At 67.1% G+C, this 26,874-nt stretch carries 20 protein-coding genes and 3 tRNA genes; 20 read left to right on the forward strand and 3 right to left on the reverse strand.

The genetic code is table 11. The annotated features are described in order from the left end of the window. The first annotated feature begins 332 nt into the window (after positions 1 to 332). The 18 genes from GZ998_RS02510 to GZ998_RS02595 all read left to right on the forward strand — a co-directional run bounded on the left by GZ998_RS02510 (position 333) and on the right by GZ998_RS02595 (position 18,493). Positions 333 to 794, forward strand: a complete 462-nt coding sequence (locus GZ998_RS02510; protein WP_161923342.1) for a hypothetical protein — start codon at positions 333 to 335, stop codon at positions 792 to 794. A 65-nt stretch (positions 795 to 859) separates the two neighbouring features. Then, positions 860 to 3,019 (forward strand): DUF6571 family protein, encoded by a 2,160-nt coding sequence (locus GZ998_RS02515; protein ID WP_219108793.1) that lies wholly within the window; start codon positions 860 to 862, stop codon positions 3,017 to 3,019. Beyond that, positions 2,997 to 3,659, forward strand: a complete 663-nt coding sequence (locus tag GZ998_RS02520) for a hypothetical protein (protein WP_219108795.1) — start codon at positions 2,997 to 2,999, stop codon at positions 3,657 to 3,659. The genes GZ998_RS02515 and GZ998_RS02520 overlap by 23 nt, the downstream gene beginning before the upstream one ends. Before the next feature lie 120 nt (positions 3,660 to 3,779). Then, the gene (locus GZ998_RS02525) at positions 3,780 to 4,430 is read left to right on the forward strand and encodes a hypothetical protein (protein WP_219108797.1); all 651 of its coding nucleotides are present in this window, start codon (positions 3,780 to 3,782) and stop codon (positions 4,428 to 4,430) included. Positions 4,431 to 4,701: 271 nt separating this feature from the next. After that, complete coding sequence (locus tag GZ998_RS02530) at positions 4,702 to 5,097, forward strand: hypothetical protein (RefSeq protein WP_219108799.1); 396 nt, start codon at positions 4,702 to 4,704, stop codon at positions 5,095 to 5,097. Positions 5,098 to 5,217: 120 nt separating this feature from the next. After that, positions 5,218 to 5,868, forward strand: a complete 651-nt coding sequence (locus tag GZ998_RS02535; protein WP_219108801.1) for a hypothetical protein — start codon at positions 5,218 to 5,220, stop codon at positions 5,866 to 5,868. Between the two features lie 162 nt (positions 5,869 to 6,030). Continuing rightward, positions 6,031 to 6,714 carry a hypothetical protein gene (locus GZ998_RS02540; protein ID WP_219108803.1) on the forward strand — a complete coding sequence of 228 codons (684 nt, stop codon included), beginning with the start codon at positions 6,031 to 6,033 and terminating at the stop codon, positions 6,712 to 6,714. 156 nt (positions 6,715 to 6,870) lie between these two features. Next, the gene (locus GZ998_RS02545; RefSeq protein WP_219108805.1) at positions 6,871 to 7,500 is read left to right on the forward strand and encodes a hypothetical protein; all 630 of its coding nucleotides are present in this window, start codon (positions 6,871 to 6,873) and stop codon (positions 7,498 to 7,500) included. Positions 7,501 to 7,540: 40 nt separating this feature from the next. Continuing rightward, positions 7,541 to 8,236 carry a hypothetical protein gene (locus tag GZ998_RS02550; protein WP_219108807.1) on the forward strand — a complete coding sequence of 232 codons (696 nt, stop codon included), beginning with the start codon at positions 7,541 to 7,543 and terminating at the stop codon, positions 8,234 to 8,236. A 234-nt stretch (positions 8,237 to 8,470) separates the two neighbouring features. Continuing rightward, complete coding sequence (locus GZ998_RS12970; protein WP_257504947.1) at positions 8,471 to 9,277, forward strand: hypothetical protein; 807 nt, start codon at positions 8,471 to 8,473, stop codon at positions 9,275 to 9,277. 115 nt (positions 9,278 to 9,392) lie between these two features. Next, on the forward strand, positions 9,393 to 9,995 hold the full coding sequence (locus GZ998_RS02560) for a malonic semialdehyde reductase (RefSeq protein WP_219108809.1): 603 nt from the start codon (positions 9,393 to 9,395) through the stop codon (positions 9,993 to 9,995). A gap of 95 nt (positions 9,996 to 10,090) precedes the next feature. After that, positions 10,091 to 11,449, forward strand: coding sequence for an AGE family epimerase/isomerase (locus tag GZ998_RS02565; RefSeq protein WP_219108810.1), 1,359 nt, complete (start codon positions 10,091 to 10,093; stop codon positions 11,447 to 11,449). A 128-nt stretch (positions 11,450 to 11,577) separates the two neighbouring features. Beyond that, positions 11,578 to 11,663, forward strand: a tRNA-Ser gene (locus tag GZ998_RS02570). A 108-nt stretch (positions 11,664 to 11,771) separates the two neighbouring features. Further along, a tRNA-Ser gene (locus GZ998_RS02575) sits at positions 11,772 to 11,861 on the forward strand. A gap of 232 nt (positions 11,862 to 12,093) precedes the next feature. After that, positions 12,094 to 15,672, forward strand: a complete 3,579-nt coding sequence (locus GZ998_RS02580; RefSeq protein ID WP_308807139.1) for a S8 family serine peptidase — start codon at positions 12,094 to 12,096, stop codon at positions 15,670 to 15,672. A 217-nt stretch (positions 15,673 to 15,889) separates the two neighbouring features. Beyond that, positions 15,890 to 15,962: transfer RNA gene (locus tag GZ998_RS02585), tRNA-Arg, on the forward strand. Positions 15,963 to 16,160: 198 nt separating this feature from the next. Next, positions 16,161 to 16,892 (forward strand): aquaporin Z, encoded by a 732-nt coding sequence (aqpZ, locus tag GZ998_RS02590; protein WP_219108812.1) that lies wholly within the window; start codon positions 16,161 to 16,163, stop codon positions 16,890 to 16,892. 155 nt (positions 16,893 to 17,047) lie between these two features. Next, entirely contained in the window at positions 17,048 to 18,493 is a 1,446-nt protein-coding gene (locus tag GZ998_RS02595) for a GuaB1 family IMP dehydrogenase-related protein (protein ID WP_219108814.1), read from the forward strand. A 125-nt stretch (positions 18,494 to 18,618) separates the two neighbouring features. On the opposite strand, the gene GZ998_RS02600 is transcribed toward GZ998_RS02595, so the two are convergent. From GZ998_RS02600 to GZ998_RS02610, 3 genes are all read right to left on the reverse strand, one after another. Then, complete coding sequence (locus GZ998_RS02600) at positions 18,619 to 19,845, reverse strand: PLP-dependent aspartate aminotransferase family protein (RefSeq protein WP_219108816.1); 1,227 nt, start codon at positions 19,843 to 19,845, stop codon at positions 18,619 to 18,621. A 97-nt stretch (positions 19,846 to 19,942) separates the two neighbouring features. Beyond that, positions 19,943 to 21,319, reverse strand: a complete 1,377-nt coding sequence (locus GZ998_RS02605) for a MalY/PatB family protein (RefSeq protein WP_219108818.1) — start codon at positions 21,317 to 21,319, stop codon at positions 19,943 to 19,945. A gap of 538 nt (positions 21,320 to 21,857) precedes the next feature. Beyond that, on the reverse strand, positions 21,858 to 22,664 hold the full coding sequence (locus tag GZ998_RS02610; protein WP_162679725.1) for a TetR/AcrR family transcriptional regulator: 807 nt from the start codon (positions 22,662 to 22,664) through the stop codon (positions 21,858 to 21,860). Positions 22,665 to 22,879: 215 nt separating this feature from the next. On the opposite strand from GZ998_RS02610, the gene GZ998_RS02615 reads away from it, so the two are divergent. Next, complete coding sequence (locus GZ998_RS02615) at positions 22,880 to 25,789, forward strand: YhgE/Pip domain-containing protein (protein ID WP_219108820.1); 2,910 nt, start codon at positions 22,880 to 22,882, stop codon at positions 25,787 to 25,789. Positions 25,790 to 25,998: 209 nt separating this feature from the next. After that, positions 25,999 to 26,874: ABC transporter transmembrane domain-containing protein (locus tag GZ998_RS02620; RefSeq protein ID WP_308807140.1), on the forward strand; the 876-nt coding region annotated here is incomplete at its 3' end.

Consider the following 26,874-nt stretch of genomic DNA (forward strand, 5'->3'; position numbering starts at 1 on the left):
CCCTCGACCCAGCCACCATCACCAACATCACCGCCACCGCCCTAGTCATACTCAACCTGAACAACAACCTCCCCTGATGAGAAAGGCTCATTAAGCCGCCCGCACGTGACGAACCCGCTGCTCCGGGTAGGGGTTTAGGCCCTGGGTGGGTGGCTGTGTGCCGGGTGGCAAGGCGGCGCTGGTGGTCGCACCTCGCAGCAGGTGTAAAGGTGTGGTAACGTCGCGGTGTCGTACACGTCCTTGCGTGCTGCTCGCCTCTGTTGGCCGGCGGTGCATGGGGGTGGACTTGCTGTATTGTCCGGGCCCTGTCCCGGGGGAGGGAGTGTCTGGTTATGTCTTTGCCTGTCGACTCTGGCGATAATTCGTTGTTGGGCTTTGGATTGTTGGGTGACTCGTCATGGAATCCTAATTTGCCCGACAGCTCGGGCATGGTGGAGAACTTGAAGAAGCAGGCGATTGAGAAGGTCAGGAGTCGGGCGGATTCGGCGCGGGGCGTGCTGGCTGTGAATCCGTCCACGTCGCCGTTGGCTGGGGCTATGCGTGCGGGTGGCGGGGCTATGTCCTTTCCGTCGTCGCAGGTGTCGCCTGCGGTTGGATTGAGCGCGTTCAGCGGTGGATTGTCCGAGGTGTGGTCCTCGCCCCTGGCCGATGACTTCGGTACTGATATTGATACGAGTGTTTCCGCGGTACGCGATGCTGTGGATGATATCTACGAGAAGGCCAATAACGCCTGGTGGGGCCAGGATGATCGGGTTCCCAAGGGTAGCGATGAGGGCAGTTCCAAGTGGAGGTGACCTGTTGCTCCTTGGCGGGGCTCGGATCGGATCAGGCAATAGCGAATGATTAGGAATTAGTGACTGTGACTTATGTGAGTATGGATGCGGACGGCGTGCAGGGTTTCATTGATGCCTTGCAGTCCTGGGTGGATGACGCCGAGGTTGAGCGGTCTGACCTGAATAACCTCAGTAGTAGCTGGGAAGAGGAGCCGGTGGAGGGGGTTGAGGAAAAACTCTCTGTCACTACTCCCTACGCGCTGGGATACACCCGGGCAGGGTCTGGGGACGCCTTTGCGGCGTTTGGTGGCAGGCCGGCGAGTATGGCCGATGCGTTAGGGTCTCTCCAGCAGCTTGTTAATGATCTGCAGACCCGCCTGGATGAGGCGATCGCCATGAACGACTCCGGTATTACCTTCGGGACCAGTCGGGAGGGCACGGTGTGCTACTGGCTGCCTGATGGTGTTGAGGACACCACTGCGAACGTCAAGACCTACAACAGTCAATCCATTGCCGACGCCAGGGCCGACGCCACTGCCCTGGAACAGGCGCTGGGCAGCAAGGACGGGACCGCCGAGGACGGCCGCACTGTCGACGAGATCACCGCCGACATGGCCAAGAAACAGGACATCGACATCTATGGTGCTGCATTCGTCAACACCGTGGGCGTAGATACCTACTTGGATCTGGTCCAGAAGGTGCAGGCGCGCAACACCCACTCGACGGCGAGCAGCGGCACCTCACAGTATGAACACCCAACAAGCGAGGATGAGGCGGCTACTGATTCTGTTGTGAACACGATGGGGCACATCCTGGCTGCGGCATCTCACCAGGAAGTCACTGGTCCTCGGCTTGCGGCCGCCATGGAGGCGGCAGTGACCGACGATGGCCACAAGGGGCGGACCGCCGCGATGAATGCGCTTCTGTCGGTAGAGGGCCTGTACTACGACTCAGGGTTCCTGGTCGATTTGGCGGATCGGATGGAGGAGTTGCCGTATGACGGGACACGTCCGGCCTTTCCCATGCCCGGTGGCAAGGTGGACGAGTATGGTCCGGTGTTCACCCGTGACAGCCTCGACCCGCTTCACGGCGTGTTGACCGCAATGGGCACTAACACCGAGGCCGCGCTTGACTATCTGGCGCCGGAGGACGGGGGATCGGTCGATGACGCCGGTAACTGGGCTCCCAGTCAAGCCTCGGTGGAGCGCTGGGAACTGCTCACTAACCGAACCTGGGATCCTGATCAAGGCATTGATGCGCTGACGACCGCGATGGCCGGCGCATCCGCGCAACGGGTGCCTTCCGACAGCACCACGGACGAGCGCGCCGCATGGGCGACCGGTGAGGCGATGTCTTACCTAAGCAGCATTGACGAAGAGGCATTCACTCAGACCGGCCGGAACAACGTCGCCATTATATTGGGAAACTCTATGGCCGACATTGCGGATGTCATCGGGGGCAATGCAGACAACTCAGGGGCGGTTTTCGTAGGGGATGCGACGCGTCCTGCAGTGCTGCCCGGGAATCACGAATCCGACATACGTGCGCTGACCCGCGTGGCCGGTATGGAAGAGAGCTCGCTGTTGATCCTGTCCAACGCGGTTGGACGCTACTCGACGGCGCGTAATCAGGCCATCCTCGATCAGTACCCCGACGCTACCTTGGGTGATGGATCGGGGATGGATGAGGCGTTCAAGACCGCCAGCAGGAATGATGGGGCGCTTCTAGGCTTCATCGAGCAGTCCGCCGTCAAAGCACTGACCGAGCACGGTCACAGTGAGGCGCATGCCAAGGAGCTTACCGCCTCGACTGTGCTGGGTGCCTTCGGCGCGGGCTTATCCGTGGTTCCTCATCCGGGGGCTCAAGTCGCGTCGGTTGTGGTCACTGCGGCGACCCCGGGCTTGACCGAGCAGGTGAGCCAGTTCGACCTGGCACAGGTGGAGAATGCTGAGGACTTGTCCAGGGCAGCCCAGCAGGAGGCCTTCCAGGCGGCCATGGCGCAGATCGCTAACGCGGGAAGGCTCCCCGACGCTGCCTATATCGACTATAACGAGAAGGATCTCGGCGACCTCTACGATTGGATGGACGACGATCATCAGATCGATCTGAACATGTTGCTGTCCGACTCCACCTACAGGAAGCAGTTCAACCACTGGATGGAGAGCCCCGACGTCCCTTCGTCTGATTTGGAGATCCAGTTCAGCGACGGTATCGAAACCGGCCATGAGTACGCAAATAGAGAATAGCGAAACAGGGGATGCTGTGAAGCGTACTTTTTCCGAACGATTGTGGGGTTTGGCTAATCGCGCGGGGGCGCCCTTGGTGGTGTCTTTGACGATTGTGGTGCTTACACTGGTGGGTCGCCTTGCTTGGTGGGGGTACCAGCAGCTGCCTCCTCCGCGTCCCAGTGAGCCATACTGTTTGGTGCTCACTGAAGAGGATGTTGCCCCGATCTTAGGTGAAGTCACCGAAGTTTTTGAGGGTGACTACTCCACCAGCGGCAATTACTGGGGTTGTGTAGTCAATGGGAGTGGGCAAAGCGTCCACCTTCAGGCGGCTTGGGACGCAGATGACGTACTTCTTGAATATAAGGAGATAGGTGTGTCGGTGCTGGACACCTTGTCTTCCAGGCCTGAGGCGCGTGTTCAGACGGTCGGGGATGCAACAGTGGTGTCGTGGGTTGGACGGAGGTATGCGTACGCTGGTTGGTTTGAGGGTACTGCGGCCTTGATTGTTTCTAGCAGGAGAGCAAATGATGATGCTGCCGGTGCGACTCAGACTCCGATCCTTGAGGTGCTTGTGATTAAGCGTGGTTCGCAGCTTCTGGATGATATTGGGTTTGCGGCTACGTCTTCGCCTACGCCGGATCCGTATTGGACGCCTTGAGTCGCCCATGGGCTTGTAGTCGCACTGTTTGTCACTGTCGTGCCTACTGTTGAGGAGATCATGCATATGGGGCATTTAACCGGTACATCCTCGGGTCGTCTGTGTCGTCCGCTGACGGCTATGTCTGCGCTGCTGCTGGCCTGTGCGCCTTTGGTGGCGTGCTCGCAGGACTCTGGTGGCGCCTCGGGGGTGCCGACCTATGATCCGGCGGCGGCCGCCTCGGCCAGGGCCTCGGAGTCGGCTGCAGCGGCCCAGGCGTCTGCGTCGGCTGCGGCTTCCGCTGAGGCCGCCGGCGTGGTGACAGCCGAGTCGCTGTCCACCGACCGCTACCAGGTCACCTCCATCCCCGAGGACCTGGACGAGCTGCAGACCGAGGCCTTGAAGGCCTTCATCAACTACGACCAGGCAACGTGGGATGTGTGGTTCACAGGTGCAGGGATCGAAGACACCGAGTCCTTGCTTACCCCTGAAGAGTACAAGAACTTCGTTAACAATTTCAATGCGGCGCAGGATGAAACCACAGATGGTATGGTAAGGGTGGCTGTTTTCTCCGTGTCAATTAGTTCGATCTACGCCTCTGAACCTAAAGCCGAGGTACTGATATGCGATGATCAGTCTCGCGTAGTTTCATACGATTCTGATGGCAATGATATCAGTGACCTTAAGACGCAGCAGGGGCGCTACAAGAAGGCAATAACGATGATCTATCGCGATGGTGCATGGATAAAGTCCGGCGGAGAGGCACTGTCCGCCAACGAGTGCGTGGTGTAATGGGCACGACAAGGCCGATGAATAGGCGGGTATTTGCATGAGTTCATCAAAGGCGTCTGAGCGCATGTGGGCCTTGGCTAATAGTATGGGGGCTCCCTTGGCGGTGTCTTTGACGATTGTGGTGCTCACACTGGTGGGTCGCCTTGCTTGGTGGGGGTACCAGCAGCTGCCTCCTCCGCGTCCCAGTGAGCCATACTGTTTGGTGCTCACCGACAAGGATGTTGTTCCACTTATAGACGAGGCAACGAACGTATATAGTCTCGACGAGCAAATGACCGAGTCTTATTGGACCTGCGGAATCAATGGTGCTCATAAGCGAGGTCTCTACATTCAGGCAGCTCGGGATGCAGACGATGTTCTTCTCCAGTATAAGGAGATAGGTGTGTCGGTGATGGATACTGTGTCTGCGAGGCCTGGAGCTCGTGTCCAGGCGGTAGGGGATGCGAGTGTGGTGTCCTGGATTCAGGGAGGGGATGCCTTCGCCGGGTGGTTTGAAGGTACTGCTGCCGTCGTATTCTCCACCACTCGAACCAATGATGATGCTATGGCTGCGATGCATATTCCTTTGCTGGAGCAGATTGCGATCGAGCGTGGCGCGCAGCTTCTGGATGATATCGGGTTTGCGCCTACGTCTTCGCCTACGCCGGATCCGTATTGGACGCCTTGAGTCGCCCATGGGCTTGTAGTCGCACTGTTTGTCACTGTCGTGCCTACTGTTGAGGAGATCATGCATATGGGGCATTTAACCGGTACATCCTCGGGTCGTCTGTGTCGTCCGCTGACGGCTATGTCTGCGCTGCTGCTGGCCTGTGCGCCTTTGGTGGCGTGCTCGCAGGACTCTGGTGGCGCCTCGGGGGTGCCGACCTATGATCCGGCGGCGGCCGCCTCGGCCAGGGCCTCGGAGTCAGCTGCAGCAGCCCAGGCGTTGGCGTCGGCCGCTATTTCCGCTGAGGCAGCCGGCGTGGTGACGGCGGAGTCGCTGTCCACCGACCGCTACCAGGTCACCTCCATCCCCGAGGACCTGGACGAGCTGCAGACCGAGGTCCTGAGGGCCTTCGTCCACTACGACCAGGTCACCTGGAACATCTGGTTCACCCGCACCGGCATCGAGGACGCCCAACCCCTCACAACCGCTGAAGAGTATCAATACATCAAGGAGAACCTTGAGTCGGTTGGCCCTGGGAGAACCGACGGGACGGTGAAAGTGTCAGTAACGTCGATCGATGTCGCATCGCGATATTCAACGGAGCCAACTGCCCAAGTTTGGATATGCGACGATCAATCCGACCTCGTTGCATACAGCGCTGATGGCGAGGATGTCAGCAATCCTGAAACACTACAAGGGCGTTACGAGAAGACCATCACTATGGTTCTAGAGGATGGTAGCTGGAAGACGATGGGCGAGCAGACGCTGTCCGCCAACGAATGTATGGTGTGAACCATGAAAATGCGGAGATCATTTTTAGTTGGTGCTGTAGTCGCACTGAGTCTGGTAGGACGCCTTCCGTTCGTTGCCCATGCACGTGCTGCAGATGCTCAAGGCGCCAGTGTCGGAGCCGGTTCGTCGTCTGGTTCGGTTGTGCAGGGTGGGGATGGTTCGGTGACGATTAGTGTCACGGCGACCTCCAAGTCGGCTGCGGCGGATGGGTCGGCTGGTTCTGGTGGTGGGGTGGTGTCGTGGTCGCAGTCGGTGACCGCGAGCGTGCATCCGGTGTGCTGGTATGAGCGCAGTGGTACCGGGGCGGAGCGGGTGGAGTGGATCGAGTCGGGGAAGGCCGTTGAGTACCTGCGCTTCATCCATGGCGGCTCCGTGGACGAGTACAAGACTCATTTCCCCGACTACGAGTCCTATGCGGACGATACCGAGGGCCATTGGTATGTCCCGACCTGCTTGGAGCAGTACATGGCTGAGGACGATGACCGCGACTTTGAGGAGGTGCAGGTGTCGGCTACGGCGGGATCGACTACGGCTACGATCACCGCGACGGCTTCGATGCTGACTTTGCAGTCCAAGGACGGCACCGCCACCTGTACCGGGTTCGGGATCCCGTGGAGCCAGGACAACGACGCCAGGGGCACGGACTGCAAGATCATCTTCAACCGCTCCAGCGCCCACTTCAAGGACGGCACCACTCCGGTGGATGTCAAGGTGTCGTACATGATCAGCTACACCGCCAGCGACGGGGCTTCGGGCTCGATGGACACCCACACCACGTCGGCGACCACCAGCATCCCGGTGGCGGAGATCCAGGCCATCAACACCAGGCCAAGCGCGGAGCCGTAGGGGTGACGTGTGGAGGCTGGTGTCGATGGTGGGTGGTCCTGGTCTGGGCGGAGAAGGGAGGCACGAATGGTGAGGCCGCGATCAAGAAGGACTAGGCAGCCGGGTCAGGCCGTCTGGAGCTGCGCCCGGTGGTGGGGCGGTCTGGCCGTTGTGGCCTTGTGTCTGGTTACGTCCCTGGCGGCGTGTGGGCTTATTGATGGCTCGGATGATCCGACTCGTGCTCCGAGCACTCCGCTGGCGGATGAGACTATCTGTGGTGTCTTCCCCAACCAGGACCTCCGGGAGACCCTCGGCTTTGACGCCTACCGGTACCACTACAGCACTGGCCCCATAACGAATGTGAAGACCGGCCAGTCCGGCGACCGCTACGAGTGCTATATGCGATCTAACAGTGCCCCCTTCGGGATTCTTGACGTCGGCTACTATATCGGCAGCCAAGTGCAGCCGAATGAGGGGCCTGCGGTGGAGTTTGACGATATTCCTGTCGAGTACCCCGACACCGCCCGGAGGACCAGTTTCGAGGGTGTGGAGGGTGAGGGTTGGGTGTGGACCTTTGATGTCAGTATTTATGTGGCCTGGCGGTATGACGACACCCAGGTGCTGCTGGCTCGCCTGACTTATTGGGGTCCGGATGAGGACCTGGATGAGCAGGTGGACAGGCTCCATGCCGTCCTCGAGCCTGCCCTGGCCCAGATTCCCGAGTTGGCCTCTGCAACCCCCACCCGCGCCACTGTTCCTTCCCCTACGCCTGAGGCCGAGGATGCGGCCACCAGCACCGACGACTGATTCCTGTCACTGCGCCGAACCATAAGGAGAACCATTCAGCATGCAACCTTCAACCCGTGTATCGCGTCCCGGTCGGCATCGCCCGGCGGCTGTCCTGCTGGCACTGTTGCTGGCCTGTGCGCCTCTGGTGGCGTGCTCGTCTGATTCCGATGACAATCCCTTGAGTATCCCTACCTATGATCCGGGGGCTGCGGCGTCTGCGGAGGCGTCGGAGTCCGCGGCCGCCGCGTCGGCGTCCGCGTCGGCTGCTGCTTCTGCTGAGGCGGCTGGCGTGGTGACCGCGGAGTCACTGTCCACAGAGCGGCATGTGATCACATCAATCCCGGAGGACCTGGACGAGCAGCAGACCGAGGTCCTCAAGGCCTTCGTCCACTACGACGAGGTCACCTGGAACATCTGGTTCACCCGCACCGGCATCGAGAACGCACAACCACTCATGACCGCAGAGTCTTATCAGGTCCTGAAGGAGAGCTACGACTCGCTTGGCGATGGTCGGACAGAGGGGACCGTGCGGATTTCTGTCATGGAGGTGTTCGCCATGAGTCCTACGCAGGCCCAGGTGCTTACGTGCTCGGATCAGTCAGATCTCGTAGCTTATGATGCCGACGGGAAAGATGTCAGCAATCCCAAAACCCTACAGGGCCGTTACGAGATTTTGGTTACCATGGATTATGAGGGCGGAGTATGGAAGGACTCAGATGAGTCCACATTATCTGAAGGCGAGTGCGCAGTTTGAATTATGAATACGTGTAAGCAAATGGTTGTTGTTCTTGTTGTGGCCACGCTTTCTGTAGTCGTATCTCTCATCGGTTCGCCTACCGCTCTGGCATTTAGAGAGTCGGATACCCAAGCCGTTCCGCACTCAGGCTCTGTGTCGTCTGGTGGGGATGGTTCGGTGACGATTAGTGTCATGGCGACCTCCACGTCGGCTGCGGCGGACGGGTCGGCTGGTTCTGGTGGTGGTGGCGCGATGGTGTCTTCGCAGTCGGTGACTACTGCGGTGCATCCGGTGTGCTGGTACGTGCGGCTGCGCTCGGGTGCGGATACGGCCGCGATGATCGAGGGTGGTGGGCCGGAGATGGCCGAGGCGGTCGGGGGGATGTTCGTGGGCTATGAGCAGTACGCCGACGACACTGGCGGGCACTGGTACCGTGCCACGTGCGACTACAGCTACTTCCTGGGTGATGATCCCAGGGATTACAACGACTTCGCCCGGGCGTGGCTGGAGGGCAGGACTCCGGTCTACCTGCCTGACGGCCAGGCGCCCCCGGAGCCGGTGATCGACGGGGCGACTCTGGCGCGGGCTGCGTGGGATGCGGTGACGATCCCGACCGCCACGATCGGCTGTAACCCGATGGTTGGGGATGTGGGGGCCACGATTGTGGGCTGGGATACCTGGGTGTGGGCCACCGGCGACACCCCCAGGGAGGTGCAGGTGTCGGCTACGGCGGGGTCGACTACGGCTACGATCACTGCGACGGCTTCGATGCTGACTTTGCAGCCCAAGGACGGCACTGCCAAGTGCACGGGGTTCGGGGTCCCGTGGAGCCAGGACAACGACTCCAGGGGTACGGACTGCAAGATAATCTTCAACCGCTCCAGTGCCCACTTCAAGGACTCTGTGACGCCGGTGGACGTGAAGGTGTCCTACGCGATCAGCTACACCGCCAGCGACGGGGCCACCGGAACCATGGACACCCACACCACCTCCACAACCACCAGCATCCCGGTGGCGGAGATCCAGGCCATCAACACCAGACCAACCACCGAGCCATGAGTGGCCCTCGCTGCCGCCGGCGCCCTGAGCTGGCAGGCGTCGTCGGGGTGCTTAGGTGGTTGCCCGTGAGTAGGGGACTCGGAATAATCGCCGTGACGGCTCAGTTACCGCAGGTATGAGCAGTCATGACGCCGCTGTATCTGACGAAGCCCTCCTCGCAGCGCTCTTCACCGATGCCCACACGGCCCGCTCCTTCCGCGACGAGCCGGCGCCGATAGAGCAGGTGCGGCGCGCCTATGACAACGCGCGCTGGGCCCCCACGGCCCTGAACTCCCAGCCCATGCGTCTAGACCTGCTCGCCTCGCCCGAGGCGCGCCAGCGCCTCGCTCCGCTGATGGCCGGAATGAACCAGGAACCGGTGCTCAGCGCGCCGCTGGCCCTGATCGTCTCGGCCGACCTTGCCCTGGACAAGTCCATGCGCGAGCTCGGTACCTCCGAGCAGATGCTCGCGCGCCTGGCCGGCTCCCTGGAGATGCGTAAGAGCCTGGCTCGCGACTCCGCACTGATCCAGCTCGGCTACCTGGTTCTCGCCCTGCGCGCCGAGGGCCTCGACGTCGGCGTCATGACCGGCGCGGACCTGGCCGGCGTAGACGCCGAGTTCCACGCCGACCGCCCCTGGCAGGCCATCGCCGTCGTCTGCGTCGGGCACGGCGACGCCGACGCCTTCAACCCCCGCGCCGGCCGCCACGAGTTCGACGCCGTCTCCCAGGTGCTCTGAGGCCAGCGGGCCGCCCACAGTCCACCACCCTGCTAACGTTCAGGGTGGCCCGGGACCAGCAGGCCCGCGCCACGACAACGGGTCGAGGAGGACTCATGGGACTGGGATGGTTCGGCGCCCCCGAGCACAACCGCTGGCTCGCCGAGGAGACGCACGCGCTACTGTGTTACGCGCGGGCGGCCAAGGTGCCCGCCGGCTTCGGCTGGATCGGGGACGACGGCACAGTCGACACCAGCCACCCAGTCGAGCTGTGGATCACCGGTCGCATGACCTTCGCCTTCTCCCTGGGCGCCCTGCTGGGTATCCCCGGCTGCCGCCGCTATGCCGACCACGGAGTGCGCGCCCTCAGCAAGGTGATGCGGGACCATGAGCACGGCGGCTGGTACTCCGCGGTCCGCCACGATCTCGACGCCGACGGCCACGGCGTCCCGGTAGACGCGGATGCCCGCAAGGAGTGCTACCAGCACGCCTTTGTACTGCTGGCCGCCGCGGCTGCGACGGCCGCAAACCGGCCTGGCGCGCACGAACTGCTGCGCGACGCCATGGAGGTACAGAACCGCTACTGGTGGGATGACAGCTACGGGATGCCCACCGAGTCCTACGCCGCCGACTTCACCGCTCCCGAGGACTACCGCGGCATCAATGCCGCCATGCACACCGCGGAGGCATACCTGGCTACCGCGGACGTCACCGGAGACATCACCTGGCTGACCCGTGCCGTCCAGATCATCGACTACGCCGTCAACGTCCAGGCCCGCTTCCACGACTGGCGCATACCCGAGCACTACGACACCAGGTGGAAGCCCCGCCTGGATTACAACCGCGATGCGCCGGCCCACCCCTTCCGGCCCTACGGGGTCACCCCCGGCCACGGGCTGGAGTGGTCGCGCCTGACCGTGCAGGCTCGCGCCGCCCTGGTGGCCCGGTCCCTGCCCACGCCAGACTGGATGCTGGATGCGGCCGAGCAGCTCTTCGATCAGGCCCGCACCGACGGCTGGCGGGTGGACGGAGGCCCCGGCTTCGTCTATACCACCGACTTCGACGGGCGCCCGATTGTGCACGAGCGCATGCACTGGGTGATCTGTGAGGGCGTGTCCGCTGCCGCCGCCATCCGCCAGGCCCTGCTCGACGACGGCCGCGGCGAGATCGACGTCGAGCACTACGAGCACTGCTACCGCTCCTGGATCGACTACGCCGAGGAATACCTAATCAGGGCGCCCGGCGTGTGGACCCACGAGCTGAATCAGGCCAACGAGCCGTCCACCCGCACGTGGGATGGGCACCCGGACATCTACCACGCCCTCCAAATGACACTGGCCGCCCGCGTGCCCGTTTGGCCCACCGTGGGGCAGGCGCTGAGCGAAGGGCGCCTAGACCAGCCCTCCCGTCCCGCGCGGGCGGTTGAGTCGGCGCGAGGCCAGTCGCGGCGGCGGGGCCTGTTCGGTAGAGGATGATCGACGCCGTGAGAGGAGGCACTCGCCCGCCGAGTGTCATCCTCCTGCGCTCCTGGTGCTAACATGCAACCTGTCCGCGGGCGCGTGCGCCTAGGTGCATGTGCTTAGGTGCGTGTGATTCGCGGGCTGGAGAGGTGACAGAGCGGCCGAATGTGGCGGTCTTGAAAACCGCTGTGCGCCTAGCGCACCGGGGGTTCGAATCCCTCCCTCTCCGCTACGGGCGGTGACGAGCCGTCGTCGGCGATGCCTCGCAGGGCAATCGCGGCCGGTCGTTGCCTCACCCCGTGTGCTGGGGTAGGCTCATCGGGCCGATCCGGCAACTGGAGATGTCGCATAGTGGCCTAGTGCGCCTTCCTGCTAAGAAGGTTGGGGATAAAACCCCTCGGGAGTTCGAATCTCCCCATCTCCGCCACACGTTGGAATCCCAACGAAAAGCCCCTGGATTCCGGCAATTCGCGGGAGTGTGCCAGGCAGTATGCGCCGCCTGCGACCACTGGGCGCCGACGGCAAGGTGACATGATCCACACGCCGCTTCCCCGCCAAGCTCTTCACCCACAGGGTCTCGGCTGGATAACGTGGGATACGGAGCTTGCTGCTCTGGTTCCGAAAACGCGTTTGCGCTCCCTACCTCAGGAAGAAGAACAGTGCGCCACCGCCCGCGATCCAAACACCCTGAACACCGCACCCGCCGCCCGCTGACTGTGGCGGCTGCCGCCCTGGCGGCAGTGGCCCTACTCGCCCCGGCAGCAGCCGCCCCCACCGCGGACGGCTCCCTTGCCGCCAGCCCCGCAGTCCCCACGATTCCCGACCCGGGCTCCGCCGGCACCAAGATCACTCGTGACATCACCCTGCCGGACGGGACCGATGCCGAAGCCATCGAGAACCGCTGGTTCGTCGAGCTGGCCTCGCCGGCCGTCGCCGCCGGGGGAGACGCAGCGGCCGTAGCCGCCGAGCAGGACCAGCTGGCCGCGGCCATCCGCGACGCGGGTATTGATGCCGCAGTCACCACCGCATACGGAGAACTGTGGAACGGAGTCGCCCTCACCATTGACGACGCCGACATCGACTCCCTGGCCCAGCTGGACGAGGTGGTCTCTATTCAGCCCGTGGTCCGCATCCCGGAGCCTGCTGAGCAGTACACCGCCGACTCCCGCAGCCAGGCCGAGCAGGCTGAGGGGATGCTAACCCCCCAGATGACAACAGCCCTGGACCTGACCGGCGCCGACCTCACCCACACTGAGCTCGGCTACACCGGCGCGGGCGTCAAGATCGGCATCATCGACTCCGGCGTGGACTACGACCACACCGAGTTCGGTGGCACCGGCGCTCCCGGCGCCGAGGCCGCTGAGGGGGACGGCTCCACCAGCTTCCCCAACGCCAAGGTCACCGTCGGCTACGACTTCGTCGGTGACGCCTACGGCGACCCGACCACCGCGGCCAAGGACATGCAGGCCGCCTACAAGCCCGTACCGGACGCCTACCCCGACGACTGCTCCGGCCACGGCACCCACGTAGCGGGAATCGCCGCCGCCCGGGGGACGGCCGGCACCGCAGAGGTTACCGGCGTCGCCCCCGACGCGCAGATCGGCGCCTACCGGGTCTTCGGCTGCCAGGGCAGCTCCGACGCCGAGGTCATGGCTGCCGCGATGCAGCAGGCCGCAGCCGACGGCATGGACGTCATCAACCTGTCCGTCAGCGCCGACTACATGGTCGTCACCGACTACCCCATCACCGCCTCCGCGGAGGCGCTTGCCGCCCAGGGCGTCATCATCACCGCATCCCAGGGCAACGCCGGCGAGGCAGGCGTGTGGAGCCTGAGCGCCCCCGCCGCTGCCCCCCATGTGCTGGCCGCCGGCAGCGTAGACAACACCATCGCGCTCAGCCACTACCTGACCGCCTCCTCCGACTCCGCCGGCACCAGCCGGCAGTTCCTCTACGCAGTCGCCGAGGGCACATCCGCATCCCCCCAGCGCGACGATGACGTCCACTACCCGCTCGTCGCCTCCGGGGACCTGGCGGCAGACGGCGGTGACGAGGCCACCGACCCCTCCCTGCTGTGCCAAGCCGCAGAGGCTGAGGCCTTCGCCGGGAAGATCGTGCTGGTGCGCCGCGGCGGCTGTGACTTCTACACCAAGGCCGCCAACGCGCAGGCCGCCGGCGCCGTCGGCGTAGTGTTCGACAACTCCGTGCCCGGTCAGCTCGGCGTCAGCCTGACCAGCAGCGACGGCAGTGCCATCTCCATTCCCGCCGTCGCCATTGACCAGGCATCCGGGGACGCACTGCGCGCCGAGCTGCGTGACGACTCACAGCTCACCTTCGCCGAGGAGCCTGCGGAATTCAACATCTCCACCGGTGGCAAGGTGTCCGCCTTCTCCTCCTGGGGGCTGAACACCGACCTCGGCCTGAAGCCTGACGTCGTCACCCCAGGCGGCTACATCTGGTCCACCTGGCCGCTGGAGGACGGCGGCTACCGCTCCTCATCCGGCACCTCGATGGCCTCCCCCTACCTGGCCGGCGCGGTGGCCCTCATCCTGCAGGCGCACCCCGAGACCCGCCAGGCCTCCGGTACCGGACCCGTGGACGAGGTCGCCTGGCGGCTGCGCTCCACCGCCACCCCACTGGCCTGGTCTGGGGCCGACGACGCCGCCACGCTAGAGCCCGTCGCGCACCAGGGCGCCGGGCTGATCGACGTCGACGCCGCCATCCGGGCCACCACCGCCGTCAGCGCCTCCGTCCTCAATCTCGGTGAGTCCGAGCACTACCCCGACGGCAACACCCAGGAGGTCACCCTGACCAACCAGGCGGACACAGCCGTCACCTACGCCCTGTCGCACACCGACGCCGTCACGGTCACCGGGCCCGCCTCCGCGCCTGAGCGCGGAACCAGTAGCCCGGCGACCGTCTCCACCGACGGCTCCACGATCACGGTGCCGGCCGCAGGCACGGCCACCGTGGCCGTCACGATCACCGCCCCCGCGGACGCCGCCGACGGCGACCTGTACGGTGGCTGGCTTGAGCTCACGCCCGAGGACGGCGCCCAGGGACAAGCCATCCGCATCCCCTACTCCGGGGTGGCCGGCAACCTCGCGGCCGCACAGGTCTTCGGTGACGCCACCGCGATCGTTGACCTGGACGGCAACGCGGTGAACACCGGCCGCTACGTGTTCGGCGACTCCACCCGTACCGCCGAGGGCGCGTACGAGGACCTCCCAGCCGTGCTTGTTGAGCCGCTGATCCCCTTCCGGGGCGCTGTTATGGAGGTCTCCCGGGTATACAACGACGGCACGGTTTCCTTCCTCGGCCCGGCCGACTACGACACCAGCTGGCGCGTGCGCGGGCGCAACATCGCCTTCGTCTGGTCCGGCGGCTACTACGACGCCGACGGCAGCTACCAGCAGGCCCCCACCGGCGACTACCAGCTGACCATCCGCGTGTGCCCGATCGGCGGAGACGGCACACAGGCCTCCGACTGGGCGGCCTGGACCTCCCCGGAGATCTCCATCGACTGGAAGACCGCCGACTACCTGCCCCAGTCCTCCCTGGCGGTAACCGCGCCCGATACGGCCGCTTCCGCCGTGGATGACAACATCTTCACCACCGCCACCGCCCAGGCCGCAGAATCCGGCTATGTGATCGACCTAGGCGATACCTACGACGTGACCAAGGTTCACTACACCCCCGACCAGGAGACAAGCGCCACCCACGCCACGAGCCTGGACGCGCAGGTGTCCCAGGACGGTGAGAACTGGGAACCGGTCGGCATGGTTGAGATCGACCCCACCCGCTGGGCCCCCGCGGTCCTGGAGCTCGACCAGGCGGTACGCGCGCGCTATGTGCGTGTGGACGTGGCCAACACCCGGTCGGGGGAGGAGAACGGCGTCAGCGTCGCCGAGCTGCGCGTCGCCGGCAACAAGTCCCCGGCGGCGCCGGGCGCCGCTTCCAGCACAGGCCCCGGTGCCGGCACGGGGGCGGATCCGAGTGGAACCCACTCCGGGGCGGTCGCCCCGACGGGTGGGGCCGCTGCGCCGTCGTCATCGGGGGCGGGAGCACAACCGTCGGCGAGCGCGCCGAGCAGTCCCGCTGAAACGCAGGCAGCGGCGGCAGGGATCGGTAGCCAGTCGCTGGCCCGTACGGGCGCGTATACCGCCTTCGGCCTGGTGGCCCTGGCCCTGGTGCTGGTCGGCTCCGCCATGCTGTGGCTGCGCCGTCACTACCGGCTCTGAAATTCCCGTGAGGTGACCGGTTGATCCGCGCCCGCCTTGGCCGGGGAGGTGCCACCCTCCCCGGCCAAGGCGACGGAAGCAGTGCGGTCCCGCTCCCGCCGGAGGCGCGTCCCGGACGTGAACCGGGCGCGGATCACAGCTGTGCCAAGACTCACGGCCCGTCGATTTGTGAGGCGCCGGTTCGCCGGGTAATGTTCCGGACTGTCCGAACCGGATTGCGCCAGTAGCTCAATGGATAGAGCATCTGACTACGGATCAGAAGGTTGGGGGTTCGAGTCCCTTCTGGCGCACTGACGCCCCGTCATCGGCTGAATAGTCGGTGTTGCGGGGCGTTTTCCATGCCCCCAACGGGCATGAGGCGCCGCCCCGGCGGGCTGCCAGGCAGCACACCGCGAGCGGGAGCGCCGTCGGGAAGCCGCCCTAGCAAGGCTCACGCCCGGCTCCCGACCCAGTTACCTGATTCACTTTCACAACTACGAAAGGCCCTCATGGCACCCCTGTCCAAGCGCCTCGGCGCCGAGTTCATCGGCACCTTCTGGCTCGTCTTCGCCGGCTGCGGTTCCGCAGTACTCGCCGCCACCGCTATCACTGACAGCAACTTCCCCGTAGGCATCGGCTACCTCGGCGTGGCCCTGGCCTTCGGCCTGGCCGTGACCACCATGGCCTACGCCGTCGGCGCCATCTCCGGCGGCCACTTCAACCCCGCCGTCACCCTCGGCCTGGCCGTCGCCGGCCGCTTCGCCTGGAAGGATCTGCTGCCCTACTGGTGCATCCAGGTGGTGGGCGGCCTGGTGGGCGGCGGCGTCCTGTACGCCATCGCCTCCGGCTCCAGCAGCTTCGACGTGGCCGCCAACGGCTTCGCGGCCAACGGCTACGGCGAGCACTCCCCGCACGGCTACGGCCTGGCCGCCGGCTTCATCTGCGAGGTGGTCATGACCGCGATCTTCCTGATCGTCATCCTCGGCTCCACCGACTCCCGCGCCCCCAAGGGCTTCGCCCCGCTGGCCATTGGCGCCACCCTGACCCTCATCCTGCTGGTCTCCATCCCGGTCACCAACGCCTCCGTCAACCCGGCCCGCTCCATCGCCGTCGCCTTCGAGGCCGGCAACGGCGCCCCCGGGCAGCTGTGGCTGTTCATCGTCGCCCCGCTCCTGGGCGCAGCCATCGCCGGCTTCTGCTACGCCTTCCTGGTAGGTAAGGACCCCGAGCAGGACGCCTGACCGTACCCGCGAGCCGGCCACCCCGGCCCGCGCGCAACGGCCCCTCATCCCCGGCTACTCGTAGCGAGACGGGCATGAGGGGCCGTTCGCTCCCCCCGGGCCTGCCGCAGAAATCCCTGGACCGCCGACGGTCCGGGCCGCCGTAGAATCCTTCAGTGAAGTTCCTCAACGGCATGCAGCCCACCTTCGACCTGACGTACGACGACGTATTCATGGTCCCCTCCCGCTCCGCCGTGGGATCACGCACGGGCGTGGACCTGACCACCGACGACGCCACCGGCACCACCATCCCGCTGGTGGTATCCAACATGACCGCCGTCGCCGGCAAGCGCATGGCGGAGACCGTCGCCCGCCGCGGCGGCATCGCCATCATCCCCCAGGACATCCCGCTCGACGTCGTCACCGACACCGTCGCCCAGGTAAAGGCCTCCCACCTCGTCTACGACACCCCGGTGACGGTCAAGCCACACCACACCTGCGGCTACGCCCTGGGCCTGATCCCCAAGCGCGCCCACGGGGCCGCCGTCGTCGTCGACCCGGGCACCAGCGCCCCCATCGGCATGGTGGACATGCGCGACGTGAGCGGCGTGGACCGCTTCACCCAGGTGCGGCGGGTGATGAGCACCGAGCTCGTGACCCTGCCGGAGGGGATCGACCCGCGCGAGGCCTTTGACCGGCTCAAGGCTGCCCGCCGCGCCCTGGCGCCGGTGGTAGGGGCCGACGGTGGCCTAGTGGGCCTGCTCACCCGCTCCGGGGCCGTGCGCTCCACCATCTACCGGCCCGCCGTCGATGCCGCCGGCCGCCTGCGCGTGGGTGCCGCCATCGGCATGAACGGGGATCCGGCCCGCCGCGCGGCCGACCTCGTGGCGGCCGGGGTGGACGTGATCGTCGTCGACACCGCCCACGGCCACCAGGACCGCATGGTGGAGGTGGTGCGGGCCGTGCGCGCCGCCCTGCCCGACGGCCTCCCGATCGTCGCCGGCAACGTGGTCACCGCCGCCGGGGTGCGCGACCTGGTCGACGCCGGCGCCTCCATCGTCAAGGTGGGGGTGGGACCGGGCGCCATGTGCACCACCCGCATGCAGACCGGCGTGGGCCGCCCCCAGTTCTCCGCCGTCCTGGAGTGCAGCCGGGAGGCGGCGCGGCTGGGCGCGCACGTGTGGGCCGACGGCGGGGTGCGTCACCCGCGCGACGTCGCCCTGGCGCTCGCGGCCGGCGCCTCCAACGTGATGATCGGCTCCTGGTTCGCCGGGACCCACGAGTCCCCGGGCGACCTGCAGTACGACGCCGACGGCCGCGCCTACAAGGAGAGCTTCGGTATGGCCTCGGCACGGGCGGTGGCGGACCGCACCGAGGGGGAGGACGCCTTCGACCGCGCCCGCAAGGGCTTGTTCGAGGAGGGCATCAGCGCCGGCCGCATGTACCTGGACCCCGAGCGCCCCGGCGTGGAGGACCTGATCGACTCGATCGTGGCGGGCGTGCGCAGCGCCTTCACCTACGCCGGCGCGGCCTCCACCCCGGAGTTCCGCGAGCGGGCGATCGTCGGCATCCAGTCGGCCTCCGGCTACCGCGAGGGCGCCCCGGTGCCGGTCAGCTGGTAGCCCTCCCGACCAACTCTCCCCGCCCCTCCCCGCCGAGACCGGCACTTGTAACGTGCCGAGACCGGCACTTGTAACGTGCCGAGACCGGTAGATATGGCGGCGCACGGTTTGGTCCGCAACGCCGATCACGCCGCCTGTTTGCTCGCCCGGTCCAGCGCCTGCCGCAGGTCGGCGGTCAGATCAGCGGCGTCCTCAATGCCGACGCTCAGCCGCAGCAGCTGCTCCGTCAGCCCGTAGGCGGCGCGCGTGGCCGGGGGCACGTCCGCATGCGTCTGCACGCTCGGGCACGTCACCAGCGACTCCACCCCGCCGAGCGACTCGGCGAAGGTGAACACCCGCACCCCCTCCAGGAACGCGGCCACGTCGACGCCGTCGGCCAGCTCGAAGGAAACCATGCCGGACCGTCCTGGATACAGCACCCGCGTTACCCGGGCGTCGGCGCGCAGGAAGTCGGCCACCTTCCGGGCGTTGGTCTCATGCCGCTCCATGCGCAGCGACAGCGTCTTCAGCCCCCGCAGCAGCAAGAACGCGTCAAATGGACCCAGCGTTGCCCCGGTCGTGTTCAACTGATACTGGAGTCGCTCACCCAGCGCCGAGTCATTTACGACGACGGCGCCCGCCATGACGTCGTTGTGCCCGGCCAGGTACTTGGTGGCCGAGTACACGGCCACGTCCGCCCCCAGCTCCAGCGGCTGGCAGATCACCGGCGTGTAGAAGGTGTTGTCCACCGCCAGCAGGGCGCCGACCGCGTGCGCCCAGCCGGCCACCCGCGCAATGTCCAGCTCGGTCATCATCGGGTTGGTGGGGGTCTCGATCAACACCAACGCAGCCGGCCGTTGCAGCGCCTCCCGCAGCCCCTCCTCGCCGACCACGAAGTCCACCTCGTAGGCGCCGTCGTCGGCCAGGCAGCTCAAGTACCTGTAGGTGCCGCCGTACAGGTCCTCCAGGGCAATGATCCGCGACCCGTACGGTGCCAGCGCGGTGACCGTCAGCTGCACCGCCGCCATGCCGGAGGCCAGGGCGAAGGCGGCTGCACCGCCGTCGAGCCGGGCCAGCGCGTCCTGCAGGACGTCGCGGGTGGGGGAAGCGGTGCGCGTGTAGTCGTAGCCGGTGGATGCGCCCAGGCCCGGGTGCCCGAAGGCAGTCGACAGGTGGATCGGCGTCGTGATGGCGCCGGTGGCCGGGTCGGTGCCGGTGCCCACGTGCGCCAGGACGGTGTCGAGCCGCCAGCCGGCGGGGACGCCTGTCCAGGAGTGATGGTGCTGGATCGGGGCGGTGCGACACTCGGAATAGTCGACGGCGGGCCCGGGGACGGCTGCGGGGGACTGCGTGGGGCTGGAATCGATGGACATAAGAGCTTTCGGAGTGGGTGTTGGGCGCACTGTGCGCGTTACTTGTGCCGGTCTCGGCATGCCATTGGTGCCGGTCTCGGCGAGATGGGGCGGTGGGTCAGGCGGCGGCGCTGGCGAGCAGGCCGTGCACGGCGATCTCCAGACGGTCCAGCGCCTCATCCAGGGTGGCCCTGGGGCAGGCGATATTCAGCCTGGTGAAGCCGGCGCCGCCCGCGCCGAACAGGGCGCCGTCGTCGAGCCACAGGCCGGCCTCGCGCGTGATGAAGCCGTCCAGCTCATCCGCCGCCAGGCCCGCGGCTTCCAGTAGCCCGGTGCAGTCCAGCCACAGCAGGTAGGTGCCCTCGCAGGGGGAGACCTCGATGCCGGGCACCCGCTCGAGGCGGCGGATGACGTGGCGGCGTGCATACTCGACATGCCGACGCAGGGCGTCGAGCCAGGCGTCGCCGGACTTGTAGGCCGCCTGGCAGGCGGTCAGCCCCAGCGTGTTCGGCTGGGAGTAGCCGACGGCGCCGAGTGCTGTGCGGAAGCGGTCGCGCAGCTCGGGATCGGCTATGAGGATATTGGCCACCTGCAGCCCGGCCAGGTTGAAGGACTTCGACGGCGAGGTGCAGGTCACGGTGCGGGCGGCGGCGTCGGCGGACAGGGAGGCGAAGGGCGTGGTGCGGTACCCGGGCAGGGCGAGATCGGCGTGCACCTCGTCAGAGACCACGAGTACGTCGTGGCGCTCGGCCACCTCGGCCAGGGCCGCCAGCTCGGCGCGGGACCAGACCCGGCCCACCGGGTTGTGCGGGTTGCACAGGAGCAGCAGGCGGGCGCCGGTGCTCGTGAGCACGGCCTCCAGCGTGTCCAGGTCGCGCCGGTAGACGCCGTCGGCGCCGCGCACCAGCGGTGCTGGGGCCACCACGCGCCCCTGCTGCTCGACGACTTCCCGGAACGGGTAGTAGACGGGCTCCTCAATGACGACGGCGTCGCCGGGCTCGGTGAAGGCCCGCACCGCCGTCGCCAGCGCGGGAACGACACCCGGGGTGACGACGTTCCAGGCCGGGTCGATGCGCCAGTCGTAGCGGCGGGCGAACCAGGCGGTCAGGGTGGCGCCATAGGCGGCGTCGGGCTCGGTGTAACCGAAGATGCCGTGCCGCACCCGCCACAGCAGGGCGTTGACGATGCAGGGGGCGGTGGGGTGGTCCATGTCGGCTACCCATAGTGGCAGGGCGGTTTCGGGGCGGCCGCGGTCGGCGGCGAAGTCCCACTTGAGGCTGGCGGTTCCGGTGCGGTCGTGGATGACGTCGAAGGGCGAGGCGGAGGCGTGCGGGGCGAGGTCGGAGGCATCGGGGGCGACGGCGGAAGTCGCGGCGTCGGCCGGCGATGAGGCCACGGCTGTGGGCGAGTTGGCGTGCCGGGATTGGTTCGCTGTTGCGGTTGAGACGGACCCGGCGTCGGTGTCCGTGACGACGGTGGGGGCGAAGATGGTCATGGTGCTTCCTGTAAGGCTTGGGGCCGCCATATCGACCGACCTCGGCACGTCATTAGTGCCGGTTTCGATGCGTTACTTGTGCCGGTCTCGGTGGGTTGGGGTGGTGGGTTGGGGTGGGCGCGGTGCGCGCGGGCGCGTGGCGGCGACGAACGGAGGATTGACGGGGCTTGAACGCGGGCCGGACGGATCAGACGACCGCGGAGTACGACGAGCGCCCGCAGGCGGCTCGGACTCTGACCGTTACTCGTGTAAACAGCGACGGCTGGCGCTGTCAGCGCATCTGCATTCGACGCATGCTCTCGGCGCGCACCATCAGGGTACGGGTCGTTGGCGTCGAAGCGATCATGGGGTGAGGGTAGCGGAGCCGACGCTGTGCATGTCAAGGGCGGTCGGGATACGATTTCCCGTCCGGCGCGGGCCGCGTGATGCGCCGGTGGCCGGCAGGCGGGGCCTTGGGGCAGTCAAGCAATGGCGGCTCGTAGGGGCGAATACATGCCGGAGCGCGGGAGCTCCCTCAGCTCCCTTCCTGGCGGCGGGCCTAGGAGGCGCTGGCGCGGGTAACCGGCGTTGACAGGCGGGCCAGCAGCGTTGGCAGAGTCCGTGCTAGGAAGGCAGTCAGGTCCGGTACTTCAGGACGTGCGCCGGCCGCAGCAGCCGCTCCCGCTGAGGCGTCATCGAGCCCGTCTGACAGCCCCATACGCATTGACCGCACGGCGGTGGCGAGGATGAGCTCGGTGGTGTCCGCAGGGCTGAGCAGGCACTCGCGGCCGATCGAGGCCAGCCCATCGACTAGCACTCCGACCAGGTGCTGCCGGAAGGCGGCGTAGCCCTCGCGCAGGGGGGAGGCCCCAGGCGCGTCCTCGGTGCGCGCGATGTAGGCGGCAAACTCATGCTGCAGCAGGAAGACCTCCCGCGAGATCGGCATCGCCCCAAGCAGCCGAGAGGCGAGCTCCGCCAGCCCGGAGGCGAGCTCGGCGTCACTCTCCGGGGCGGAGGAGTCCAGGTCTACCGGCATTGCCCCGGCCACGGAATCGTCGACGAAGTTGACGATGGCCTCCCACTGCTCCTCGGCCAGGCGCTGCACGAAGTGGTCCATGTCGGTGAAGTTGGAGTAGAAGGCCCCGCGGGTGAATCCGGCTCGGGAGCAGATGTCGCCCACCGAGGTGCCGCCGATGCCCTTGTTGGCAATGAGCTCGCGGCCGGCGTCCAGCAGTAGCGCCTGCGTCTGCGCGCGCCGCTCGGACGGGGTGACGCCGATGAGCCGACGCACCGCGGCCCGGCGGGCAGACAAACGCGCGCCCGCCGCCTCGATCAGCTCCTCGGCCTGCTCCCTGCTCTTGCTCATGTCCGGCTCATCATGTCATTTCGGGCCGCTCTGTGTCATTCGCGACATTCGTCGCGGCGGTGCGGAGAGCGTCGTGGGGGACTCGTTGGGCGTCTCCCCGGGTTTGTCCTCCCGGCATCCGGGGTGTTGTCAGGCCCGCCTGATACAGGTCTGTATTGAAGCTGTCGATACAGATGTGTATCGTCAGTGTCCGTGACTCGGGGAGGCGGCTCAAGATGAAGAAACTCAGTGGCTCTCGTATCGCAAACCTGGTAGTGGTGGTGGCGGTGTCCATCGTCCCGCTGCTCTACGCCGGTCTGCTGACGCTCGCCTACCAGAACCCCACCAACCGGCTGGAAGACATCAAGGCCGCCGTCGTCAATGAGGACAGCGCCTATACGGCCACCCTCGCCAGTGGGCAGACCGAGACCCTCAACCTCGGCGCCGACCTCACCGAGGCCCTGACCCACCCCGACGGCGATGAGAACGTCGGCTTCACCTGGGAGCAGATGGACGCCGCCACCGCACAGGCGGACATGAACACGCAGAAGGTCCGCGCCATCCTCTACATTCCGGCCGACTTCTCCCAGGTCGCCTCCCGCGTCGGCTCCGACGACCCCTCCGACGCCGTCACCCAGGAGCTCAGGCTCGTCACCGACGACGGCATCAACTACCTGGCGGGCACCATGGCCGCCACCGTCGCCTCCGAGCTGTCCAACCGCCTGGAGCAGCAGGGGGCCGAACGCGTACTGTCCACCCTGCTGCTGAGCGTGTCCACCATCCGCGAGGGGCTCGTGGAGGCCTCCGACGGCGCCACCGCCCTGGCCTCGGGCGCCGCCACCCTGGAGTCGGGCACCACCGACGCCGCCGACGGCGCGGCGCAACTGGCCGACGGCGCCACCACCGTTACGGTCGGCATAAGCGAATTGGCCTCCGGCGCCGTCACTCTTTCCGACGGCTTGACCGTGCTGGCGACCTCCACCTCCGCCGCAGCCGCCGGCTCCCAGCAACTGGCCGACGGCGTGGCGCAGCTATCGGCGGGAGCCTCCTCGGCCGCCTCCGGCGCGAGCACTTTGGCCGATGGCGCGGGCACCCTGGCCGACGGCACCTCCACCCTGGCCTCGGGCGCGGCCACGGTCGACTCCGGCGCCCAGCAGGTATCCACCGGCGCCACCTCGGCGGCTTCCGGGGCCGCCGAGCTGTCCACAGGGGCATCCACACTCTCCACCGGCGCCTCCACCCTGTCCGCCGGCGTGACCGACTACGTCGACGGCGTCGAGCAGGCATACGTGACCCTCAAGGACCGCATCGACCCCGGCGCCGAGCAGGTAGCGGCGGGCGCGGACCAGCTGTCGACCAGCGTCGGCTCGGAGACCGACTCCTACAGCGGCGGGCAGGAGACGCTGTACGGCGCCGCCAATGACCTGGCGGCGGGGGCGCAGACCGCGGTCAGCGGGATCGGAGCGTCTACCGACTCGGCGGCCGCCGGCCAGCAGACCCTGTACGGCGCGGTCAACGACTACACCGGCGGGGTCGCCACGGCGCAGGCGGGGGCCGGGCAAGTCGCCGCCGCACTGGCCGGCGCCTATCAGCAGTGCGTGGCCGACCACGGCGAGACCGACACGACCTGCCAGGCGATTACCCAGGCCGCCGGCGGCCTGGGCACCACCGAGGACACGGCCCAGTCCGGCACCGTGCTCGGAGGCCTGAACACCCTGGCCGCCTCCAGCACCAGCGTGACCGGCGCCGTCGGCCAGGTCGCCTCCGGCGCGGAGCAGCTGTCCAGTGGCGCTACCAGCCTGCGCAGCTCCGTGGGAGACGTCGCGACCGGGGCGGAGCAACTGTCCTCCGGCGCCGCCGCGCTGGCCGGGGGGCTGGGGTCCGGCAACGATGTCTACAACGCCTCCACCGGCGCCGACGCCACGCTGACCGGGGTGCTGGCGACCCTCTCGGCCCAGGGCACGACCCTGACTGCCGGCGCCAATACCCTCAGCAGTGGCGCCTCCCAGGTCGCTGCCGGCTCCAGTGACCTCTCCGCCGGGCTGAATACCCTGTCCAGCGGAGCGTCCACGCTCTCCACGGGTACGTCGCAACTGGCCACGGGCGCCGACTCCGTCAACACCGGCGCGCAGAGCCTGCGCACCGGAGCCGGGACGCTGTACAGCGGCCTGGAAACGCTCTCCTCCGGCGCCTCCACCGCGGCCACCTCCTCCCAGACCCTGGCCGACGGCGTAGGCCGCCTGTCCAGTGGCGCCTCCGCCGCCTCCTCCGGTGCGGGCACTCTTTCCGGTGGCCTGGACACCGCCCGCGCCGGGTCCTCCGCGCTGGCCACCGGAGCGGGTACCCTGAGCGACGGCATGGGTCGGCTCCAGGACGGGTCCTCCGCGCTGGCCACCGGAGCGGATACCCTCAGCGAGGGCCTGTCGGACGGCGTCGACCAGATCCCCGACTACACCGCCTCGCAGCGGCGCACCATGGCCGATGTGGCTGCGGATGCCGCCAACGTCGACGCTGTCCGTGAGAACGCTGTAGCCAATAACGGCGCCGGCTTCACCCCGATGTTCATGAGCCTGTCCCTCTGGGTCGGCGCCATCGCCCTGTTCCTGGTGCTGCCCGCCCTGGACAAGCGCGACCACGGTGAGCGCTGGTACGCCTCGGCCGTCCGGCCCGCCACCACGGCCGCCCTGCTCGCCGTCGCCCAGGCCGTGGTCATGATGGTTGCGGTCAACGCCGCCGGTGAGATTCACGCCGCCAACCTGGTGGGCCTGTGCGCCATGGCGATCGCTGCGTCGCTGACCTTCGTCGCCGTCAACCAGGCCTGCGTGGCCACGCTCGCCTTCCGCGGCCGCTTCGTGTCCATCATCCTGCTCAGCCTGCAGATCACCTCCATGGGCGCGACCTTCCCGATCGAGACCACGCCGCGCTTCTTCCAGTGGATCCACCCCTACCTGCCGATGAGCTACACCCAGCTGGCCTTCCGCCGCCTGATCGCCGGCGGCGGCGTGGACGGGATCTACTTGAAGACGCTGGCGGTCCTGGCCGTCTGGGCGCTAATCGCGTGGGCGTTCATCCTGCTGGGCGCCCGCCTGCGCCGCGGCCCCAAGCCACTGCCAGCCGACAACGCCCTGGCGCCCACGGCGGCGTAAGCGGCGCTCCGGCCGGGTTAGCAGCCCCGGCGCGTGCGGCCGGGTTCCGAGGCACCCGATTCGCTCTGATGCGAGCTTTTGCACCCTGGTGTATGGCAAATTGCCGCACACCAGGGTGCAAAAGCTCGCAGTAGGAGGCAAGTGTTCGTGGCCGTGGCGAGGGTGGGTGAGGGTGTCGGCCGCAGCCGGGCCACCTAGGCTAGGAGACCGTGTCGATCCCCGTTGCCCGCGCCCCGCGGCGGTGGCCCGCTTTCCTCTCAGTACAAGCGACCCCGCCGCCCGATCTGCCCACCACCCCGGGTGGTCTGCTGCGCGCCGTAACCCGCATGAGTCTGCCCGCTATCGGCTGTGGCGTGTTGGTGGCCGCCGCCTCCTACCTGGCGCAGGCGCTCATCCCACTGGCCCTCGGAGACCTGCTCGACGCCGGTCTGGAAGCGGGCCTGACCACGCGGTTGCTGCCCGGGCTGGCCGCGCTGCTAGGCCTGGTGCTGCTCGGCTCACTCACCGCCGGCCTGGAGGACGCCGCCGGATTCGCCGCCTGGGCCGGCGCCTGGAAACCCACCATGCGCGGCCCCGCCCACCGCCTGGGCCTGCGTTCGCGCGCCGTCACCCGCCGGATCGCCAGCGGCGACGTGATCGCCACCATCACTGCCGACTCCGACAATATCGGCGAGCTGATGTACTTCGGCGTCAATGTCATCGGAGCGCTGGTAAGCGTCGTGGCCGTCGGCGTGCTCATGCTGCGCACCTCCGTGGCCCTGGGACTGCTGGTGCTGATCGGGCTGCCACTCGTGCTGGCGCTGGTGGCAGCCTTCGTCCGCCCCCTGAACCGGCGCCTGTCCCGGCAACGTGAGGAGCAGGGTCGCCTGTCCACCATCACCACTGACGCCGTGGCCGGGCTGCGCGTCCTGCGCGGCATCGGCGGTGAGGACGTCTACACCGCCCGCTACGCCGAGGCCTCCCGCCGGGTGCGCGACGCGGGCATTCGCGTCGCCTCCACCCAGGCGCTCCTGGCCACCGTCAAGGCCGGCGCGCCCATGGTGTTCACCGCCGTCGTCGTCGGCGCGGGCGCCCGCGCGGCCCTG

The sequence above is a fragment of the Actinomyces sp. 594 genome, assembly GCF_019325145.1.
Classification (GTDB): Bacteria; Actinomycetota; Actinomycetes; order Actinomycetales; family Actinomycetaceae; genus Actinomyces.

What these genes read in the sequence shown, in the direction of transcription:
- GZ998_RS02510 (WP_161923342.1), top strand. Translation starts at nt 333, where the DNA reads ATGTCTTTGCCTGTCGACTCTGGCGATAATTCGTTGTTGGGCTTTGGA.
- GZ998_RS02520 (WP_219108795.1), top strand. Translation starts at nt 2,997, where the DNA reads ATGAGTACGCAAATAGAGAATAGCGAAACAGGGGATGCTGTGAAGCGT.
- GZ998_RS02525 (WP_219108797.1), top strand. Translation starts at nt 3,780, where the DNA reads ATGTCTGCGCTGCTGCTGGCCTGTGCGCCTTTGGTGGCGTGCTCGCAG.
- GZ998_RS02530 (WP_219108799.1), top strand. Translation starts at nt 4,702, where the DNA reads ATGACCGAGTCTTATTGGACCTGCGGAATCAATGGTGCTCATAAGCGA.
- GZ998_RS02535 (WP_219108801.1), top strand. Translation starts at nt 5,218, where the DNA reads ATGTCTGCGCTGCTGCTGGCCTGTGCGCCTTTGGTGGCGTGCTCGCAG.
- GZ998_RS02550 (WP_219108807.1), top strand. Translation starts at nt 7,541, where the DNA reads ATGCAACCTTCAACCCGTGTATCGCGTCCCGGTCGGCATCGCCCGGCG.
- GZ998_RS12970 (WP_257504947.1), top strand. Translation starts at nt 8,471, where the DNA reads ATGGTGTCTTCGCAGTCGGTGACTACTGCGGTGCATCCGGTGTGCTGG.
- GZ998_RS02560 (WP_219108809.1), top strand. Translation starts at nt 9,393, where the DNA reads ATGAGCAGTCATGACGCCGCTGTATCTGACGAAGCCCTCCTCGCAGCG.
- GZ998_RS02565 (WP_219108810.1), top strand. Translation starts at nt 10,091, where the DNA reads ATGGGACTGGGATGGTTCGGCGCCCCCGAGCACAACCGCTGGCTCGCC.
- aqpZ (WP_219108812.1), top strand. Translation starts at nt 16,161, where the DNA reads ATGGCACCCCTGTCCAAGCGCCTCGGCGCCGAGTTCATCGGCACCTTC.
- GZ998_RS02600 (WP_219108816.1), bottom strand. Translation starts at nt 19,845, where the DNA reads ATGTCCATCGATTCCAGCCCCACGCAGTCCCCCGCAGCCGTCCCCGGG.
- GZ998_RS02605 (WP_219108818.1), bottom strand. Translation starts at nt 21,319, where the DNA reads ATGACCATCTTCGCCCCCACCGTCGTCACGGACACCGACGCCGGGTCC.
- GZ998_RS02610 (WP_162679725.1), bottom strand. Translation starts at nt 22,664, where the DNA reads ATGAGCAAGAGCAGGGAGCAGGCCGAGGAGCTGATCGAGGCGGCGGGC.
- GZ998_RS02615 (WP_219108820.1), top strand. Translation starts at nt 22,880, where the DNA reads ATGAAGAAACTCAGTGGCTCTCGTATCGCAAACCTGGTAGTGGTGGTG.